Consider the following 16,483-nt stretch of genomic DNA (forward strand, 5'->3'; position numbering starts at 1 on the left):
CGTGACGGACGTCCCGCCCGCCGCGTATCCGTCGTCGGCGGTTTATTTGAATACCGGTTCCTTGAATTGCTGCAGCTTCTCGAAGGAATCCTTGTCGACGTCGGCGTGCAGGCTGTTGCCGTGGGCGTCCATCGTGACGACGGCCGCGAAGCCTTCCGTCTGCAGATGCCACATCGCCTCCGGAATGCCGAATTCCATGAAGTCGACGCCGTTGACGTTCTTGAAGCATTCCGCGTAATACTGCGCCGCGCCGCCGATGGCATTGAGGTACACCGCGCCGTGCTCCTGCAGCGCCGCCAGCGTCTTCGGCCCCATGCCGCCCTTGCCGATCACGGCGCGGATGCCGAACTTCTTGATGATGTCGCCTTGGTACGGCTCCTCGCGGATGCTCGTCGTCGGGCCCGCCGCCTTGACCTGCCAGCCCTTCTCGTCCTTCAGCATGACCGGGCCGCAGTGGTAAATGACGGAGCCGTTCAGATCGATGGGCGCGTCGTGGTCCATGAGATGGTGATGGATCGCGTCGCGGCCCGTGTGCATCTCGCCGTTGATGATGACGATGTCGCCGACCTTCAGCGCGCGCATCTGTTCCTCCGTCAGCGGCGTGTTCAGGACGACCTCGCGGCGCTCGGAGCGGTCGGTAACCGCTTCTGCGGCTTCGTCGGCCGCGCCGTTCTTCATCGGCGTATCGGAGCCGTTCGGGTAGATCCACGAACGGATCTCGCCGGTTGCCGCGTTCAGCAGCACGCCTTGGCGGCGGTATGCCCAGCAGTTATACGCGACGGAGACGAAGAAGCTCGCCGGCAGCCGGTTCATGACGCCGATCTTGCAGCCGAGCAGCGTGACTTGGCCGCCGAAGCCCATCGTGCCGATCCCGAGCTTGTTGGCGTTCTCGAGCACGTATTCTTCGAGCCGGGCCAGCTCCGGAATTTCGTTCACGTCGTCCGTATGGCGGAACAGCTGCTGCTTCGCCAGCTCGTAGCCCGTCGTCCGGTCGCCGCCGATGCCGACGCCGATGAAGCCCGCGCTGCAGCCTTGTCCTTGCGCCTGGTACACGGCGTGCATGATGCATTTGCGGATGCCGTCCAGGTCGCGGCCGGCTTTGCCGAGGCCCGGGATTTCCATCGGCAGGCTGTATTGAATGTTCTTGTTCTCGCAGCCGCCGCCCTTCAGAATGAGACGGACGTCGATGTCGTCCTTCTCCCATTGCTCGAAGTGGATGACCGGCGTGCCCGGGCCGAGGTTGTCGCCCGTATTGCCGCCCGTCAGCGAATCGACGGAGTTCGTGCGCAGCTTGCCGTCCTTGGTCGCGCGCGCGATGGCGCTGCGGATCTGCCGCTTCATGGCGATCTGGTTCGCGCCGACCGGCGTATGCACGACGAACGTCGGCATGCCCGTGTCCTGGCAGATCGGGGATACGTTGCACTCGGCCATCTCGATATTGGTCGCGATCGTCGAGAGGGACAGGCCGGCGCGCGTCGCGCGGTCCTCCGCCTCCTGCGCCGCTTGGATCACCTTCCGCACGTCGCCCGGAAGGTTGGTCGACGTTTCGACGATCAGGTCGTATACGCTTTGTTCAAAATGCTGCATGAGTCCGATATGGCTCCTCTCTCTGGTCGGTCATCGACTTTCCTACTATAATCTATATTAAAATCACTCTAATCTATCATACCACAAACGGAACGGGGCGGGCACGGGCCTTTTGGGGCGCCGGCCGCCGCCGGATCCGGACGGGAAAGGAAGTTGCCCCCATGACGGACAGCCATTTTACGGCCTATATGTACCGGCTGCGCTACATCGAGCGCTGGAGCCTGATGCGCAATACGACCCGCGAAACCGTCGCGGAGCATTCCTACCATGTCGCGCTGCTCGCCCATCTGCTCTGCGAGATCGGCAACGCCGTGTTCGGCAAGTCGCTCCGCGCCGACCGGGCGGCCGCGATGGCGCTGTTCCACGACGCGACGGAGGTGTTCACCGGGGACATTCCGACGCCGGTCAAGCACCACAATCCGAAGATGCTCGCGAACTTCCGCGAGATCGAGGCGATGGCCGCCGAACGGCTGCTCGGCATGGTGCCGGAGCCGCTGCGGGACGTGTACGGGCCGCTCGTGCTCGGCGCGCCGGCGGACGCCGAAGAGGCCGAGCTCCTCCGAATGGTGAAGGCGGCCGACCTGCTTGACGCGTATATGAAATGCTTGTCCGAGCTCTCCTCCGGCAACCGCGAATTCGCCGTGGCGAAAGGGCAGACGGAGCGCAAGCTCGCCGCCCTCGGCATGCCGGAGGTCGATTGGTTCCTCGCCGAGATGGCGCCGAGCTTCAGCAAGACGCTCGACGAGCTGTCGGAATGAGCCGGCTTACCAGCCCATCCGCTTCGCGAGCTCCGTCACGTGCGCGAGATGATGCTTGCCGTGCCAGGCATAGGCGCCAAGGTTGTAGTCCAGCCGGATTTCCTTGCCCGTCTCGGGATGGACGAAGCTCCGCGCGTAATCGGCATCGTTCAGGCCGGCCAGCAGCCCGACCCACCTCTCGTGCAGGGCGTCCAACAGCGCCAGCGACGCGTCGACGGGCGCGAACGCGTCCGGCAGCTCCGCCCACCGGTCCTCGTAATACGGCCGAATCGTCGGTTTCTCCTCCGTCAGCGCCAGCTTGAAGCGGATATAGCTGTTCATGTGGCTGTCCGGCACATGGTGGACCACTTGGCGGACCGTCCATCCGCCGTCCCGGTACGGCGTGTCCAGCCGTCCGTCGGACAGTCCCGCGACGGCCGCCCGAAGCCGGCCGGGCAGTTCCGCGATATCCGCGATCCATGCGTCGCGCCGCGCCTTCGGGACGTCCCCGCTCCACTCGAAATGGCCGATCGGGTATTTCAGCCGCTCTTCGTTTTGTTCCGGTCGGTTCCCCTCGGTTATCTTCATCGTCCGTTTCCTCCTTATAATGAGCGAAAATTCAGCGGACGGCCTCCGCGCGCTCGCTTGCCTGCCGCTGCTCCGCCGCCCCTCCGCCGTACCGGACCCAGACGTCCTTGAAGTCGATCCAACCGAGCGGCGACAGCGCGATTCCTTTCAGCTCCGGCTTGTACGTCGTGTTGCTCCGCTTGTGCAGCAGGAACGTCACCTGCGTCTCCTCGCGCAGCCGGTCCTCCATCTCCTCGAGCAGGAACCGCCGCTGCTCCGGCGTCTCCGCGGCCACGGCCAGATCGATCCGGCCCTTCGCCCACGCCAGCAGCGCCGGGTCCATATGCGCGTTCAGGAAGCTGCCCGTCTGCTCGTAGGTCTCGATCTCGCATACTTCGTCTTCCGCGAACACGAGGCTGTACAGGATGGCATCGGCCTCTCCCAGCACGTTCAAATCGCGGCACTCGTCCCCCTCCATCAGCCGGATGTCCACGCGTACGCCGAACGACGCGCACCGCGCCTGGATCCACCTGGCGTCGCGCTCGTGCCACCTGCGCGTATAGAGCGTGAACGGGGTCCCGTCGTACCCCGCTTCCCGCAGGAGCGTCTCCGCCTGCCCGGCGTCGCTCCGGACGTGCCGCAGCGCGCTGTGCGCGTCGGGCCGGAAGCTGCGCGCCGCGTACATCCGGTTCTCGCCGAGCTCCCGCAGCATGAGGGAGCGGTCCAGCAATAGATCGACCGCCCGGCGGAACGATTGGGACTGCTGCGGCCCGGGCTTGTTCCGGTTCCACGTCATGAGCGAGCAGCCCTGCAGCAGCGACTCCAGCTTCGCCCAGCTCTGATCGCGCTGCTGGTCCCGGGCGTCATGCGCGAGCACCAGCTGCTCCCAGCAATGCTCCGAATCGATGCCTTCGCCGGACGGCACGATCGCGATCACGACCCCGTCCAGGTGCGCGCGGCCGTTGAAGTAGCCCGGATGGGCGTCCAGCACGAGCCGTTCCTCGTCCCAAGCTTGGATCATGAACGGCCCGGTTCCGGACGGGCGGCGCCAATACGACTCCTCGTCGCGCTGCAGCGGCTCGCGCGGCAGGATGGACGCGGCCGTCGAGCACATGAACCGGTGAAAGATCCGGTTCGGCTTCGCCAGCGTCACCTTGACCGTGCGCGGTCCCGCGGCCTCGACGGCGGCGACGCCGCGCAGCAGCCAGCTGTTGGATTTGCCCGTCCGCAGCCGCTCGAGCGTGTAGACGACGTCGTCCGCCGTCAGCTCATGCCCGGTGTGGAAGAAGACGCCGCGGCGCAGATGGAACTGCCACGCCGTCGCGTCGGCCGAGCACTCCCACGCATGCGCCAGCGAAGGCACGACCTGCCCCGCCTTCGCGTCGTACGCGACCAGCCGGTCGAACAGCTGGCGGATGATGTGCGCATCGAACGCGAAGTACACCTCCGCCGGGTCCATCGTGACGAGCGGAACGTGGATGGGCAGCCGCAGCATGTCCACCCGGCGCGCATCCTCTCCCGTTTCCGACCGGTACCCGAAATGGAGCGTCAGCCATTCGTTGAACCGCTCTTTGACCGGCGTGCCGCCGCCGAACCGGTGAAGCAGCGCGAACGCCTGCTTGTAGCTGCCCTGCCCGGCAAGCCCCTTGGCGATGTCGAGCGCCAGAGCTTCCCGCTCCATCCGGAATTCGATGCGCGACCGGTTGCCGCGTCCCCGTCCCGGCAGCCAGACGATCCAGCCGTCCTCCTCCATGCGGCGCAGCACGAGCTTCGCGTTCCTGGGCGTGCAGTAAAGCGCCTGCGCCAGCTCGTCCAGCGTCACCTCGACCGGCGTGCCGGCGCCCGCTTCCTCCGCGAAGCGCCGCATCAAGGTCAAATACCGTTCCGCCTGTACCGCCTGCATCCCCGTCGCCTCCCGTGCCTCCCGTAAAAGGGGAAGTCTTTTGCGTCAATTCTACTCTTTTTATCCTCTTTTGGCGATTGCATAATGAAACCAAGACATCGCGAGGAGGAATCGAACATGCACGGATATCTGGTGACGTACACGGAAGAGAAGCTGCGGCAGTACCGGGAAGACGAAGGGGAGCTCCGCAGGCTCTGGATCGGCGGACGAAAGGGAAGCGCCTCGTCGCGGGCGCTCGGGTTCGCGGCGTCCGGCTGGTGGGCGCGGCTGATGCCCCAGCGGCCGAACGGCAGAAGACGGCTCGACACTTCGACGAAGTGACGGCCGTCTTTTTTCGTGCAGCGGTTCGCGCGGCAAGTCCGCCATGCGCCCCGCGTTTAAGCGTTCCGGCTTTGAGGCTTCCCGGCTTTGAGGCGTTCCGGCTTCGAGGCGTTCCGCCGAGCCGCCTCGTTCACGGCCGCTGCAGCTCTTCTTCGGCCATCAGGTTCGCGGCCAGCCACGTCGGTACGCCCTCCTGCCGGGCATAGCGGTACACCTTCTGCAGCAGCCCGTAGATCCGCTCCACGCTCCGCTTCATGTCCGGCACGGATACGCCCTGCAGCTCGCAGGCGGTAATGATGATGCCGCCCGCGTTCAGCACGTAATCCGGCGCGTACAGGATTCCCCGCTGCTCCAGGTCCTCGCCGTGGCGGATCTCCTCCTGCAGCTGATTGTTCGCCGCTCCGGCGACGATCGCGCAGCGCAGCTTCGGAATCGTGCCGTCGTTCAGGATGCCGCCGAGCGCGCACGGGGCGAAGATGTCGCAGCTCTCGCCGTAGATCGCGTCCGGGGCGACGACGCGCGCGTGGTACGCTTTGACCGCCTTCTCCGCCCTGGCGTCGTCGATGTCCGCGACGATGAGCTGGGCTCCCGCGTCGCGCAGCATGCCGCACAGCAGATAGCCGACTTTCCCCAGCCCCTGCACCGCCACCGTCCGGCCGGCCAAGTCCCCGTTGCCGAGCAAGTAGTCCGCCGACGCCTTCATGCCGAGGAACACGCCGTAAGCCGTCATTTCCGCCGTAAAATCGCCCGTCGCCATGATCGTGCCGGTCGTGTCCGTCACGTAAGCCGTCTCCTGGCGGATCCAATCCATGTCCCGGACGGTCGTCCCCAGGTCGACGCCGGTTATATAGCGCCCTTGCAGCCGTTCGATGAACCGCCCCAGGGCGCGGAACTTGTCTTCGCTCTTGTCCGCGGCCGGGTTGCCGACGATGACCGCCTTGCCGCCGCCGTACGGCAGGCCGAAGAAGGCCGACTTGTACGTCATGCCGCGCGCCAGCCGGACCGCGTCCGCGACGGCGTCGTTTTCCGAGGCGTACGTCCACATCCGGCAGCCGCCGAGCGCGGGCCCGAGCTTCGTGCTGTGAATCGCGATGACCGCCTGCAGCCCGGCGGCTTCCTCCTGGCAGAAGACGACCTGCTCCACCCGCAGACGTTTCATTTCCTTCCAGACGTCCATCCCGAGCCCTCCTTTATCGCCGAGAGTAATGCGTATGCGGAGGATAATCGAAATATGTACGCTTGGCAGAAGCGGCGGACGCCGCGCTACTCCCGGATGAGCCAGAACAGCGCGAACTGGCAGACGGCCATGACCGCGAGGACGATCGGCAGCCAGATCGACGTCAGATCGCCGGCGAAGCACAGCAGCAGGACGATGGAGACGACCCGGCCCGTGTTCAGGAACGTTTCGCGCATGACGACGGATTCGACCCGCAGCTGGCCCTTCAGCGGAAGCTTGCCGATCAGGCCGTAATAATAGGAAGTGAGCGTGTTCACCGCAAGCGGATTGCAGATCGAGAAGGTGATCATGAACACGATCACCGTCCATACGCGGACGTCGTAGAGCAGGAACGCGGCCCCGAGCACGATGCCGGCCGACGAATACAGCACGAATTTGCGCACCGGCTCCTTGCCGACCCGCCGGGAGATGACGTACCCCGTCCCGACCGTCAGCGCCGAGAAGAAAACGCCCAGGTATCCGACGAGATCTTCCCGGCCGACGGTCTGGAAGAGCAGGATATTGGGCAGGAACAGCATGATGCCCTGGAACAACCCGAGGACCAGAAACGCCGCGAGCCCCTTGACCCACAGCCCGTTGCGGCGCATGACGAGCCCGACCAGCCGCAGGTAATACGCTTTATGATGCGAGACGATCATCGGAATGCGGAAGCTGATGACCGACGCCGCGACGAACATCAGGAAGGCGAGCAGGAATACGAAGACGTAGCCCTGCAGGCCGCCGCTGAGGTGGATCATGAAGCCCGCCAGCGCAGGTCCGATCAATCCGGCCGAATTGAACACGACCATGTTGACCGCGAGAAACCGGACGCGGTTCTGCTCCGTCGACACGTCGTACATGAGCACCAGATAGCCGGTCCAGTAAAAGCCGCCCGCGATGCCGTTGAAGATCGCGAACGGCACGTACCACGCCGCGACATGCTCCTGCGCGAGGACGACGAGCAGATAGAAGACGGCAATCATAACGATGCCGAGCCGGTACGTGACCATCCGGTCCTTCAGCTTCGTGATTTTGCCCCCGACCGCGAAGGCCAGGGGCGTGAACAGGAACACGATGATATTGTAGATCCCGTTGACGTAGAGATCCTGCGTGAGCCGCCATAGATAGAGATTGAGAAACAACCCCGACATGGAAGCGCCGAACTGAAAGCAGCCGTGAATGAGCAGCGCGGTCACCGCGTCCTTCCCCAATCGCCTCTCCGGCGCGATCGGTCCCGGCCCCGTTCTTCTCGATTTCCCATGCAGTCCGATTTCCGCTTTCATGCGATTCGTGTCCTCCCCGGCGCGACGGCTGGCCTTATGCGGCTTTCCGCCATTGTAATGCATGCCCGGCCGGACTGGAAAGCGCTTCATGGGAGAGTGGCGGGCGGAATTCCCCGTTCTGCCGCCTTCCGCAACCGTTATCGCCGCAAAACCGGTCTTTCTTCCACGTTCTGTAAGCTTGACGAAGGCGGGCTGGGCTTGACGGGCTCACGTCGCACGGGAATGTCCGAATCGACCCGGTTTAACGTCCGTTTCGCCCCCAGTTCGACATGCCGTTCTCCGATACAATGAAGGGGATGAATCCGACTTCAAGGAGGCAACCTGCAATGTGGCAAGCATCTTGGATTTGGGGGCCGGGCGAAGCCAGTCCCCGCAACGAATGGCGCTGTTTCCGCAAACATTTTCGCGTGCCGGACGAGGCATCCGCCGGCGAGACGCTGCTTAAGCTGACGGCGGATTCCCGCTACGTGCTGTACGTGAACGGCACGCTGGTCGGACGGGGGCCGGTCCGCGCCTTCCCGTCGAACCTGCCTTACGACGAATACGACGTCGGCCATCTGCTGAAGCCCGGGGCGGACAATACGATCGCCGTTCTTGTCCTGCACTACGGCGTGGCGACGTTTCAATATTTGCGCGGCCGCGGCGGCCTGCTGCTCCAGCTCGAGCGGACCGAAGGCGCAGCTTCCCGCGTGCTGCTCGGCACGGACGAGACATGGACGACGGCGGTACATGGCGCGTTCGACGCCACCTCGCAGCGCATCTCGTGCCAGCTCGCGTTCACGGAGCGTTACGATAGCCGCGGCTGGGACGAGGCCTGGAAGCTGCCCGGCTTCGACGATGCCGCCTGGGTCCGCGCGACGGTCATCGGCTCGCCGGGCATGGCGCCTTGGACGACCTTGTCGCCGCGGCCGATTCCCTACCTGACGGAGGAGCCGGTCTATCCGGCCCGCGTCGAAGAGCTGAACGCCGTGAAGCCCGCGGCCTGGAGCGCGGCGTTCGACATTCGGACGATCATGGCGCCGGAGAGCGTGAACCACGCCAATCCCGTCACGATCGTCGGCCTGCTCGCCGCCGTGGTGACGATGGCGGAAGACGGCGTGCTGACGATCGGCAGCGTCGACAACGGCCGCATGCCGCTTCGCGTCAGCCTCGACGGCCGTTGGCTCGCCGCGGAGGATTACTACGGCGAAGCCCCGCAGCAGTTCGTCCAGGCGCGGCTTGCCGCCGGCGAGCATCTGCTGCTGCTCGACCTGAACCGGGTGACGCACGGCCACGCGTACCACCTCGGTCTGGACGGCGACGTCCCGTTCGCGCTGCGCGCGCCGGCCGTGACCGGCGTCGACGGCCTCGGCGACGGCGAAGGCCGCGTCCCGTTCGCCGCGATCGGCGCGTTCGCCACCGGCGAGCATATCGATCACCGGCCGGCGACGATCGTCGACCGGGAGCCCGCGGCGTACGCGGCGGCCAAGCGCATCGCCTCCGAGTCCGGACTGGCCGATTGCCGCGAGTGGGTGCGTCCGATCGATCCGCGGCTGTACCATACGACGGACGTCTACACGCAGACCGCTTGGCGGACCGTCGACCGGCCGCAGCCGGTGCCGGCCGCCCTGCAGCGCGCCGTGCTCGCGAGCGCCGATCCCGGCGTCGTTCCGCTCCTTCCGGGACTGGACACGGAGGTGCTGATCGACTTCGGCCGCGAATTGACGGGCTACGTCGCGTTCGAGCTCGATGCCGGCGAAGGCACGATCGTCGACTTCTACGGCTTCGAGTACATGCGCGACGGTTGGCGGCAGTACACGTACGAGCTCGACAACACGCTGCGTTATACGTGCCGGGAGGGGCGGCAGACTTATACGTCCTTGGTCCGCCGCGGCTTGCGCTACCTCGCGGTGACGGTGCGCGGCGCCTCGCGGCCGGTCAAGCTGTACGAGGTCAAGCTGCTGCAAAGCAATTTCCCGGTCGCGAACGCGGGCACGTTCCAATCGAGCGACGCGATGCTGAACGAGATCTGGCGGATCAGCCGGGATACGACGCGACTGTGCATGGAGGACACGTTCGTGGACTGCCCGGCGTTCGAACAGACCTTCTGGGTCGGCGACGCGCGCAACGCCTCGCTGATCAACTATTACGCGTTCGGCTCGTCCGAGATCGTCGAACGCATCCTGCGGCTCGTGCCGGAATCGGCCTTCCAAACGCCGCTATACGCCGATCAGGTGCCGAGCGGCTGGAGCAGCGTCATTCCGAACTGGACGTTCTTCTGGGTGACGGCTTGCCTTGAACATTATCAATATTCCGGCAGCGAGACGTTCGCCCGCGACCTGTGGCCGCATGTCCGCTTCACGCTGGAGCACTACCTCGCGAAGCTCGACGAACGCGGCCTGCTGAACATCAGCGGCTGGAACCTGCTGGACTGGGCGAATTTCGAACAGCCGGGCGAGGGCGTCGTTTCGCCGCAAAACATGTTCCTCGTCAAGGCGCTGCGCGACGCGGCGGCGCTCGCGGCGGCGGCCGGCGACGCGGCGGATGGCGACCGCTTCGAATCGGCGGCGGACCGGCTGCGCGTCGCGATCAACGCGCAGCTGTGGGACGCCTCGCGCCGGGCGTACCTGGACTGCATCCACGCCGACGGCAGCCCGTCGAAGACGACCAGCATGCAGACGCAGGTCGTCGCGAGCCTGTGCGGCATTCCGGACGGCGAACGCGCGGCGATCGTCAAGGACTACATCGTCGAGCCTCCGGCATCGTTCGTGCAGATCGGCAGCCCGTTCATGTCGTTCTTCTACCATGAGGCGCTCGCGAAGCTGGGGCTGCAGGACGTGATGGCGCGGGACATCCGGACGCAGTACGGCGCCATGGTGGACAACGGCGCGACGACCGTCTGGGAGGTCTACCCGACGAGCGGCATCACGCATAACGACAACATGCTGACGCGCAGCCACTGCCATGCCTGGTCGGCCGGCCCCGTCTTCTTCCTCGGCTCCGAGATCCTCGGCGTGCGCGGCGTCACCCCGGGCTGGACGAAGGTGCGCATCGCGCCGAAGCCGTCGGGCCTCGCCTGGGCGCGCGGCTCCGTGCCGCTGCCGGGCAGCGGCCGGATCGACGTCTCGTGGCGGCTGGACGAGACCGCGAAGCGCATGTCGCTGCGCGTCGCGGCGCCGTCCGCGGTCGAGCTGGACCTCGCCGGACCGGACGGCTACGAGCTGGACGTCGAGCGGATCGCGCTCGGTTGACGGGTTCGCCCTGTCGCCGCCTGCTCCTCATGCGAAAAAGAAGCACCGCGTTGTTCGCGGTGCTTCTTCGCGTCGTTCAATCCTGGACGCTCCCGCCGAGTCCGGTCTTGCCGCAGCCGATCAGCAGCTCTCTGGAGGGGGGACAGCTCTATGGGACCGACGAGGCGTGCAGCCTCACCCGCCATGAGCGCTCGATCAGCCCGGCCTTTGCCTTGGCTCAATTATTCTCTCCACAAGTCAACATTCCTTACATAAAGGAAGAGAAATTTTCCGATTCCCTAGGATTGACTGGTATCGGACTGCAGATTTCCCGCGACGAGCTCCAATAATCGTCGTTTCGCGATCGAGGTCCTATTTATTCGGGATTTAATGTATATTTTATGTAAGAAATATTGACACAAAAATAAAACGGTAGCTATACTGAACTTACTTACCGCCCGGTTAGTCAAGATGCAACACGCTTTCTCACCAAGAATGCGCCTGCCAACTCCTGTACAAACCATTCAAGTTAGCGAGGATCTGACATGTGGGAATTCATCGTTCGAAGAACGCTTCAATCTATTTTCGTGTTACTGGTTGTGTCCGCTGCCTGCTTCTATGTGAGCCATAAAATGCCGGGAGACATGTGGACGGCGATTGGAATGACCCAGGAGCAAAGACTTGCCGCGGATGCGCAGAAACATGCACTGGGATTAGACCTGCCCCTCCATGAGCAATACTGGAATTGGCTTAAAGGTCTTCGTCATGGAGGGTTTGGTCTGGATTACCAGATGCAGCCGATCGGCAGCTACATCTGGAAGAACGCGCAGAACAGCCTGATCCTGATTGGCGCTTCATGGCTTCTATCGGTCATGATTGCGTTTCCTTGGGCGATCTATAGCAGCATCCGCTCCGGAGGCCTGTCGGACCGAGTGGCTATCGTGCTGGCGCTGGTCGGATTCGCCGTGCCCGGCAGCGCCGCCGCTATTTGGCTTCAACAAGTATTTGCGTTCAATCTGTACTGGCTTCCCCCAAGCAGTATACATACGCCAAGCAAGCAAGGAAACCTGCTGGATCTCATTCAGCATATGATTTTGCCCGTGGCAACCTTGATGTTGGGCATCGTCGCGTCGTACCTCAAGTTTATTCGCTCGAGCATGCAGGAGGTGCTTCCTTTGGACTTCCTTCAAACTGCCCGCGCGAAAGGAATATCCGAAAAGCGGGTCATCCTCGTCCATGCCCTCAAAAACGCGATGATCCCGGTCGTAACCATTGCCGCGATGGATTTGCCCGCGCTTATCGGCTCCTCGGCGATCGTCGAGAACGTGTTTAATTGGGGCGGTCTCGGATCGTTAATGGTTTATTCCGCTGGACATCGCAACCTTCCGGTGCTCATCGCCGTCATCATCATCATCACGACCGCAGTCGTCTTGTTCTCTTGGGTGGCCGATATTGTTTCTCTTCTGCTCAACCCTCGAATCCGTTTAGGCAGGAAGGCCGCTTGAATGAAGTTCTAATCCCACTCCCGCCTACCGATAAAAACCTTATTGATTCCCGGATCTGGTTTCCTTGGATGATTCGTCTTGTATCATCGCCATCTCCGTCAGCTGCACTTCGCGAACCGGCAGCTCCGCGTCGCTTGGCACATAGAACGTCTTGATCTCGCATTTGCCGAAGTCCGCGGTCCACGACCGGTTCAGCATCGGCACGCGAAGCTTCGCTTTGGCCGGCCGTCCCGCGGTTTCATAGCCGCGCACGATCCAGCCGCCACCGTCCTCCGCTTGCTTGAACGCCGTGCAGATCACCTGCCCCGACGAGATCTTCAGCCCCTCGTACTTCTGAGGCAGCGGTCCTTCGTGGTACGTCTCCCACACGGCGACCGGCGGCACGTTCAGTTCGTATGCCTTGCGGACGATGCCGGCATCCTGCCAGCCGCCCTCGTGCGGGACGAGGGCGTACGCGAATTCCTGCACGCCTTGGTCCATGTACTCCACCTGATCGTCGCGCACGCCGTAATGATCGGCGAATATCGGGCTGCGCACGACCGTGATTCTCGCCTCGTTGTCCAAGACGTCGCAGGCATACTTTCCGCTGTTCAAAATCGCCAAGCCGCGACGCGTGCCCGTCTCCGAATCGATGCCGCAGACGTCGAACCACTGCTGGCCCGGCACCTCCCGGCCGTTCGGCTCGCGCCGGAGATAGCCGTACGGAATTTCCGCGTACGTCTCCGGCTGCTCCGCCGCGACCGGGAACGACAGCTTCAGCATCTTATGCTTTTCCCGCCAATCCAGCTGAACCTGTACCTGCACGTCGGCCGAATGGTGATGCAGCGTAAAATCCTGCCTCAACGTCGACCCGTTGTACCGGCTCGTGACGCGAAGGACGCCGCGCAGCGGCCCTTGCTCCAGCACCTTCACCTCGGCGTCCGCGAAGTAGCCGATCAGGTCGCGGTAGCTGTGGAGTCCGTGTCCCCACGTATCGCTGTGATGCTCGTCAATGACGACCGGCACCGCGCCCTTCCCGGCGAGCACCTCCGTGTTCGTCCGTTTGTCGAGCATTCGCGATACGTACCCCGTATGGGGCTCGATTTCGACGCGAACGTAGTCGTTTTCGAGCACGTTCCTTTCCGCCACGACCGGCGACGGGGCTGATTCCGGCGAGAACGCCTTGTCCCGGAAGCACCAGTACACCCGGTACCCCATCGCGGGCACGCGCGCCATAAACAGCGTATCCCAATTATCCCGCCCGTTCGTCCGCGAGGCGCGCACGGTCTGAACCGGTACGGCATTGCCTTCGTCGTCCGTCACGCTCGCCAGCTTGCGGTTGGCCCGAACCGGCATCTCGGACTCCCAGGACAGCGGGTTGAAAACCACGTACGGCGTACCCAAGTCCCCGTGCTCCCACGACAGCCAATCCTTCTCCTTGCTCAGCGACTTCACGTCCGGCTTCATCGTGTCGATCGACCAGGACATGCGCTGCGTTGCCGCGTTCAACGCCTTCGCCGCGATGTGCAGCGCTTCGCCGTAGGACTCGCGGGCATCCTGGAACGCTTCCCGGATGCTGCAGCCGCCCATGATATCGTGAAATTGGTTGAACAGGACGTTCTCCCACCCCTGCTTGAGCTGCTCCTGCGGGTAAGGCAGCCCGAGCAGCACGCCCGCGGCCGCCGAAAACTTCTCCGCCGCCAGCAGCCGATGCTCCGCCCGGCGGTTGTTTTCCTTCGACTCCGAGTGGGTGGAGTAGCAGCCGACGGCATGCATTTGAAGCTCGTCCTTCAAGACGGGCAGCTGCGGCCGCGCGATTTCCAATTCTTCGAAGTACCGGTTCGGCGAGCTGATCGCGAGCCGGTCCGCCCCGAACTTGGCTTGCAGCGCGCGGATCGCTTCCAAATTCGCGACAGTCGGTCCGCCGCCGTGGTTGCCGACGCCGTAGAACGTCATGTGGGCATGACCGTCCGCAGCTCCCATTTCCGCATGCTTGATGATCTTCTCTTCAAGCGAAGCTCCCCAGCTCGTCGAATAGCTGTCGGATAGCCGGAACGTCATGACGCGGCTGCCGTCCTCCGATTCCCACCAGAACAAATTCCTCTCCAGCTCCTTCTCCTGCTTATCGGGCCGCATGAAGACGTAATAGTCGATGCCGCTCTTCTTCAGCAGTTGGGGCAGCATGGCGTTATGGCCGAACGAGTCTACGTTGTAGCCGACCTTGGCGGTCGTCCCGAACTTCGCCTGAAAATACCGCTGCCCGTACAAACCGTGACGGGCGAACGATTCCCCGGACGGCAAATTGCAGTCCGGCTGAATCCACCAGCCGCCGACGATAACCCATCGGCCTTCCGCCACGCGTGCCCGGATCTCTTCGAACATCTCCGGCGCGTTCTCCTCGATCCAACGGTAATACGCCGCGCACGAACGGGTAAAGACGAAGTCCGGATACTCGTTCAGCCGATCGAGCGCCGATCGGAACGTCGCTTTAATCTCCGCATAGCCTTCCTGCCACTGCCACAGCCAGACCGGGTCCAGATGCGCGTTGCCGATGAGATGAATCCGGGACGGTAACGATTGATTCGCCATGCTAACATAACCCCTTCTCTTGATATGATATTGAATCGGAACCGATAACCTGCTTGCCGTTGCACCTGCCAACGAAATCCGCCGAAGTTAAGCACGAGCAGTTCAGCTCCTAAATGGCACAGGACCCTGCGATAATGCCGAACCGACACGGTTACGCCTTTGCGGATGATTTGCGCCATATACGTTGAGGCACACATTCCTGGAGGCGCCCGCGACGTTTTCAGCGCGGCCATTCTGCCGGTCACCATGCACGCCTTCGGGTCCGGACGCGTCAGCGTTCTTGTTTGGCGACCGGAAGAAAGTCTTTGCTCTCCTCCTCCGGACATAGAACCGGCAGCCTGCGCGCTTCCGAGCGATGGGCGCGAAACTCCGACGGCGTCGTCATCGCGATGGCGCGGAACAGCCGCGAGAAATAAAACTCGTTTTTCAGCCCTACGGCAAGCGCGATCTGCCGCATCGGCATATCGGTTTCGATCAGCAGCTTCTTCGCCTGATGAATGCGAATGTCGTTCAGCTTCTCCACGACCGTTAAGCCTGTCGCCTTCCGGAACAGCCGGGCAAGCGTGCGATAGCTGACATGCAGCGCGTTGGCGATGTCCTGCACCCGAAGTTCGTTTGCGTAATAGGCATTCAGAAAAAGCACCGTCTGCCGGACAAGGGTATCCGCATGGTCGGGAGACGCCGGCGCGGCGGACGGCACGGCGCCGGCTCGCCATGCTTCATACAGTCCGGCGATCCATTGCGCGAACGCCGTCTGCAGCGACAGGAGGCTCATCTCCGGCCGCAGCGCGAGCAGCGGCGCCGCCGTTTCCGCTTTCAAGGCATAGGGACGAACCGCCGAGAAGCAGCGGATCAGCTCCGCTTCCTCCGCCGTTCCGCCTGCCGCCTCCCCGCGGTCATGCGCGATTTGCCAGCGGAGACAGAAGCCGTCGTCGCTCTCGCCGGACCGATGCCGATGTCCATGCACGACCCCGGGCGGGATGAGGTAGGATTGACCGGCCTCGATGCGAAACTCTTCCCCGGCCGAAGTCGTATAGAGCCCGCCGTCCGACACGTAATTAAACTCATACCAAGGATGACGGTGCGGCGGATGCGACCAATCTTCGTCATGCTCCGCTGAAAGCGCATCCAATAATACAAGGGTCAAGCCGCCGATTCGGATCGGCTGCATCATGAGCCGCTGCAGCGCCAGCAGCGCTTCTGCATAAGCACGATTACCAGGCAACGCGGAATCACCTCGCCGCAAGTTCTTAGCTTCATTATAAGACATCCCTCGACGGCGCGTATGCCAATTCCAAGGACTCCTTTATAAAATCCTGCCAACGTGAAGTTCGGACCCGCATACGAATCGCATCAACGGAAAAACAAAAAAGCTTTGACCGCGAAACCACGCCGGTCAAAGCTACTAGACATATAGATGGAGCGGAAGACGGGAATCGAACCCGCGACCCTCGCCTTGGCAAGGCGATGCTCTACCGCTGAGCCACTTCCGCAATGAGAGTAATCATGGGGCGACCGATGGGACTTGAACCCACGAATGCCGGATCCACAAACCGGTGCGTTAACCCCTTCGCCACGATCGCCATA

At 63.3% G+C, this 16,483-nt stretch carries 12 protein-coding genes and 2 tRNA genes; 5 read left to right on the plus strand and 9 right to left on the minus strand.

Annotated features, from left to right (window positions below; genetic code table 11):
* Nucleotides 1–42: 42 nt before the first annotated feature.
* On the minus strand, nucleotides 43–1,587 hold the full coding sequence (locus tag BMZ79_RS28075; protein WP_090646975.1) for a fumarate hydratase: 1,545 nt from the start codon (nucleotides 1,585–1,587) through the stop codon (nucleotides 43–45).
* Nucleotides 1,588–1,748: 161 nt separating this feature from the next.
* On the opposite strand from BMZ79_RS28075, the gene yfbR reads away from it, so the two are divergent.
* Nucleotides 1,749–2,345: a 5'-deoxynucleotidase gene (gene yfbR / locus BMZ79_RS28080; RefSeq protein WP_090646977.1), complete on the plus strand. Its 597-nt coding sequence runs from the start codon at nucleotides 1,749–1,751 to the stop codon at nucleotides 2,343–2,345.
* A 6-nt stretch (nucleotides 2,346–2,351) separates the two neighbouring features.
* On the opposite strand, the gene BMZ79_RS28085 is transcribed toward yfbR, so the two are convergent.
* The gene (locus tag BMZ79_RS28085; RefSeq protein ID WP_090646980.1) at nucleotides 2,352–2,912 is read right to left on the minus strand and encodes a YfiT family bacillithiol transferase; all 561 of its coding nucleotides are present in this window, start codon (nucleotides 2,910–2,912) and stop codon (nucleotides 2,352–2,354) included.
* 31 nt (nucleotides 2,913–2,943) lie between these two features.
* On the minus strand, nucleotides 2,944–4,794 hold the full coding sequence (locus BMZ79_RS28090; protein WP_090646983.1) for an ABC transporter substrate-binding protein: 1,851 nt from the start codon (nucleotides 4,792–4,794) through the stop codon (nucleotides 2,944–2,946).
* Between the two features lie 117 nt (nucleotides 4,795–4,911).
* Between BMZ79_RS28090 and BMZ79_RS28095 the strand changes: the two genes are divergently transcribed.
* Nucleotides 4,912–5,115: a hypothetical protein gene (locus BMZ79_RS28095; protein WP_090646985.1), complete on the plus strand. Its 204-nt coding sequence runs from the start codon at nucleotides 4,912–4,914 to the stop codon at nucleotides 5,113–5,115.
* Between the two features lie 130 nt (nucleotides 5,116–5,245).
* Here BMZ79_RS28095 and BMZ79_RS28100 read toward each other — a convergent pair whose 3' ends face one another.
* Together BMZ79_RS28100 and BMZ79_RS28105 are read right to left on the minus strand one after the other, a co-directional pair.
* Entirely contained in the window at nucleotides 5,246–6,292 is a 1,047-nt protein-coding gene (locus BMZ79_RS28100; RefSeq protein WP_090646988.1) for a Leu/Phe/Val dehydrogenase, read from the minus strand.
* 86 nt (nucleotides 6,293–6,378) lie between these two features.
* Nucleotides 6,379–7,614 carry an MFS transporter gene (locus BMZ79_RS28105; protein ID WP_090647052.1) on the minus strand — a complete coding sequence of 412 codons (1,236 nt, stop codon included), beginning with the start codon at nucleotides 7,612–7,614 and terminating at the stop codon, nucleotides 6,379–6,381.
* Between the two features lie 326 nt (nucleotides 7,615–7,940).
* Here BMZ79_RS28105 and BMZ79_RS28110 point away from each other — a divergent pair, with 326 nt between their 5' ends.
* The 3 genes from BMZ79_RS28110 to BMZ79_RS28120 all read left to right on the plus strand — a co-directional run bounded on the left by BMZ79_RS28110 (nucleotide 7,941) and on the right by BMZ79_RS28120 (nucleotide 12,328).
* Nucleotides 7,941–10,844: a family 78 glycoside hydrolase catalytic domain gene (locus tag BMZ79_RS28110; protein ID WP_256253187.1), complete on the plus strand. Its 2,904-nt coding sequence runs from the start codon at nucleotides 7,941–7,943 to the stop codon at nucleotides 10,842–10,844.
* A gap of 29 nt (nucleotides 10,845–10,873) precedes the next feature.
* Entirely contained in the window at nucleotides 10,874–11,173 is a 300-nt protein-coding gene (locus tag BMZ79_RS28115) for a hypothetical protein (RefSeq protein WP_218154816.1), read from the plus strand.
* Nucleotides 11,174–11,368: 195 nt separating this feature from the next.
* Nucleotides 11,369–12,328 carry an ABC transporter permease gene (locus BMZ79_RS28120; RefSeq protein ID WP_090646996.1) on the plus strand — a complete coding sequence of 320 codons (960 nt, stop codon included), beginning with the start codon at nucleotides 11,369–11,371 and terminating at the stop codon, nucleotides 12,326–12,328.
* A gap of 39 nt (nucleotides 12,329–12,367) precedes the next feature.
* On the opposite strand, the gene BMZ79_RS28125 is transcribed toward BMZ79_RS28120, so the two are convergent.
* From BMZ79_RS28125 to BMZ79_RS28140, 4 genes are all read right to left on the minus strand, one after another.
* Complete coding sequence (locus BMZ79_RS28125; protein ID WP_090646998.1) at nucleotides 12,368–14,896, minus strand: alpha-mannosidase; 2,529 nt, start codon at nucleotides 14,894–14,896, stop codon at nucleotides 12,368–12,370.
* A gap of 271 nt (nucleotides 14,897–15,167) precedes the next feature.
* Complete coding sequence (locus BMZ79_RS28130; protein WP_177222384.1) at nucleotides 15,168–16,121, minus strand: AraC family transcriptional regulator; 954 nt, start codon at nucleotides 16,119–16,121, stop codon at nucleotides 15,168–15,170.
* Nucleotides 16,122–16,314: 193 nt separating this feature from the next.
* A tRNA-Gly gene (locus BMZ79_RS28135) sits at nucleotides 16,315–16,389 on the minus strand.
* Nucleotides 16,390–16,403: 14 nt separating this feature from the next.
* Nucleotides 16,404–16,479, minus strand: a tRNA-His gene (locus BMZ79_RS28140).
* Nucleotides 16,480–16,483: the final 4 nt, after the last annotated feature.

Origin of the sequence: Paenibacillus sp. UNC496MF (genome assembly GCF_900113915.1) — a bacterium.
GTDB classification, from domain to species: Bacteria; Bacillota; Bacilli; order Paenibacillales; family Paenibacillaceae; genus Paenibacillus_Z; species Paenibacillus_Z artemisiicola.

What these genes read in the sequence shown, in the direction of transcription:
- BMZ79_RS28110 (WP_256253187.1), top strand. Translation starts at nt 7,941, where the DNA reads ATGTGGCAAGCATCTTGGATTTGGGGGCCGGGCGAAGCCAGTCCCCGC.
- BMZ79_RS28090 (WP_090646983.1), bottom strand. Translation starts at nt 4,794, where the DNA reads ATGCAGGCGGTACAGGCGGAACGGTATTTGACCTTGATGCGGCGCTTC.
- BMZ79_RS28105 (WP_090647052.1), bottom strand. Translation starts at nt 7,614, where the DNA reads ATGAAAGCGGAAATCGGACTGCATGGGAAATCGAGAAGAACGGGGCCG.
- BMZ79_RS28075 (WP_090646975.1), bottom strand. Translation starts at nt 1,587, where the DNA reads ATGCAGCATTTTGAACAAAGCGTATACGACCTGATCGTCGAAACGTCG.
- BMZ79_RS28100 (WP_090646988.1), bottom strand. Translation starts at nt 6,292, where the DNA reads ATGGACGTCTGGAAGGAAATGAAACGTCTGCGGGTGGAGCAGGTCGTC.
- BMZ79_RS28095 (WP_090646985.1), top strand. Translation starts at nt 4,912, where the DNA reads ATGCACGGATATCTGGTGACGTACACGGAAGAGAAGCTGCGGCAGTAC.
- BMZ79_RS28115 (WP_218154816.1), top strand. Translation starts at nt 10,874, where the DNA reads ATGCGAAAAAGAAGCACCGCGTTGTTCGCGGTGCTTCTTCGCGTCGTT.
- BMZ79_RS28125 (WP_090646998.1), bottom strand. Translation starts at nt 14,896, where the DNA reads ATGGCGAATCAATCGTTACCGTCCCGGATTCATCTCATCGGCAACGCG.
- yfbR (WP_090646977.1), top strand. Translation starts at nt 1,749, where the DNA reads ATGACGGACAGCCATTTTACGGCCTATATGTACCGGCTGCGCTACATC.
- BMZ79_RS28120 (WP_090646996.1), top strand. Translation starts at nt 11,369, where the DNA reads ATGTGGGAATTCATCGTTCGAAGAACGCTTCAATCTATTTTCGTGTTA.
- BMZ79_RS28085 (WP_090646980.1), bottom strand. Translation starts at nt 2,912, where the DNA reads ATGAAGATAACCGAGGGGAACCGACCGGAACAAAACGAAGAGCGGCTG.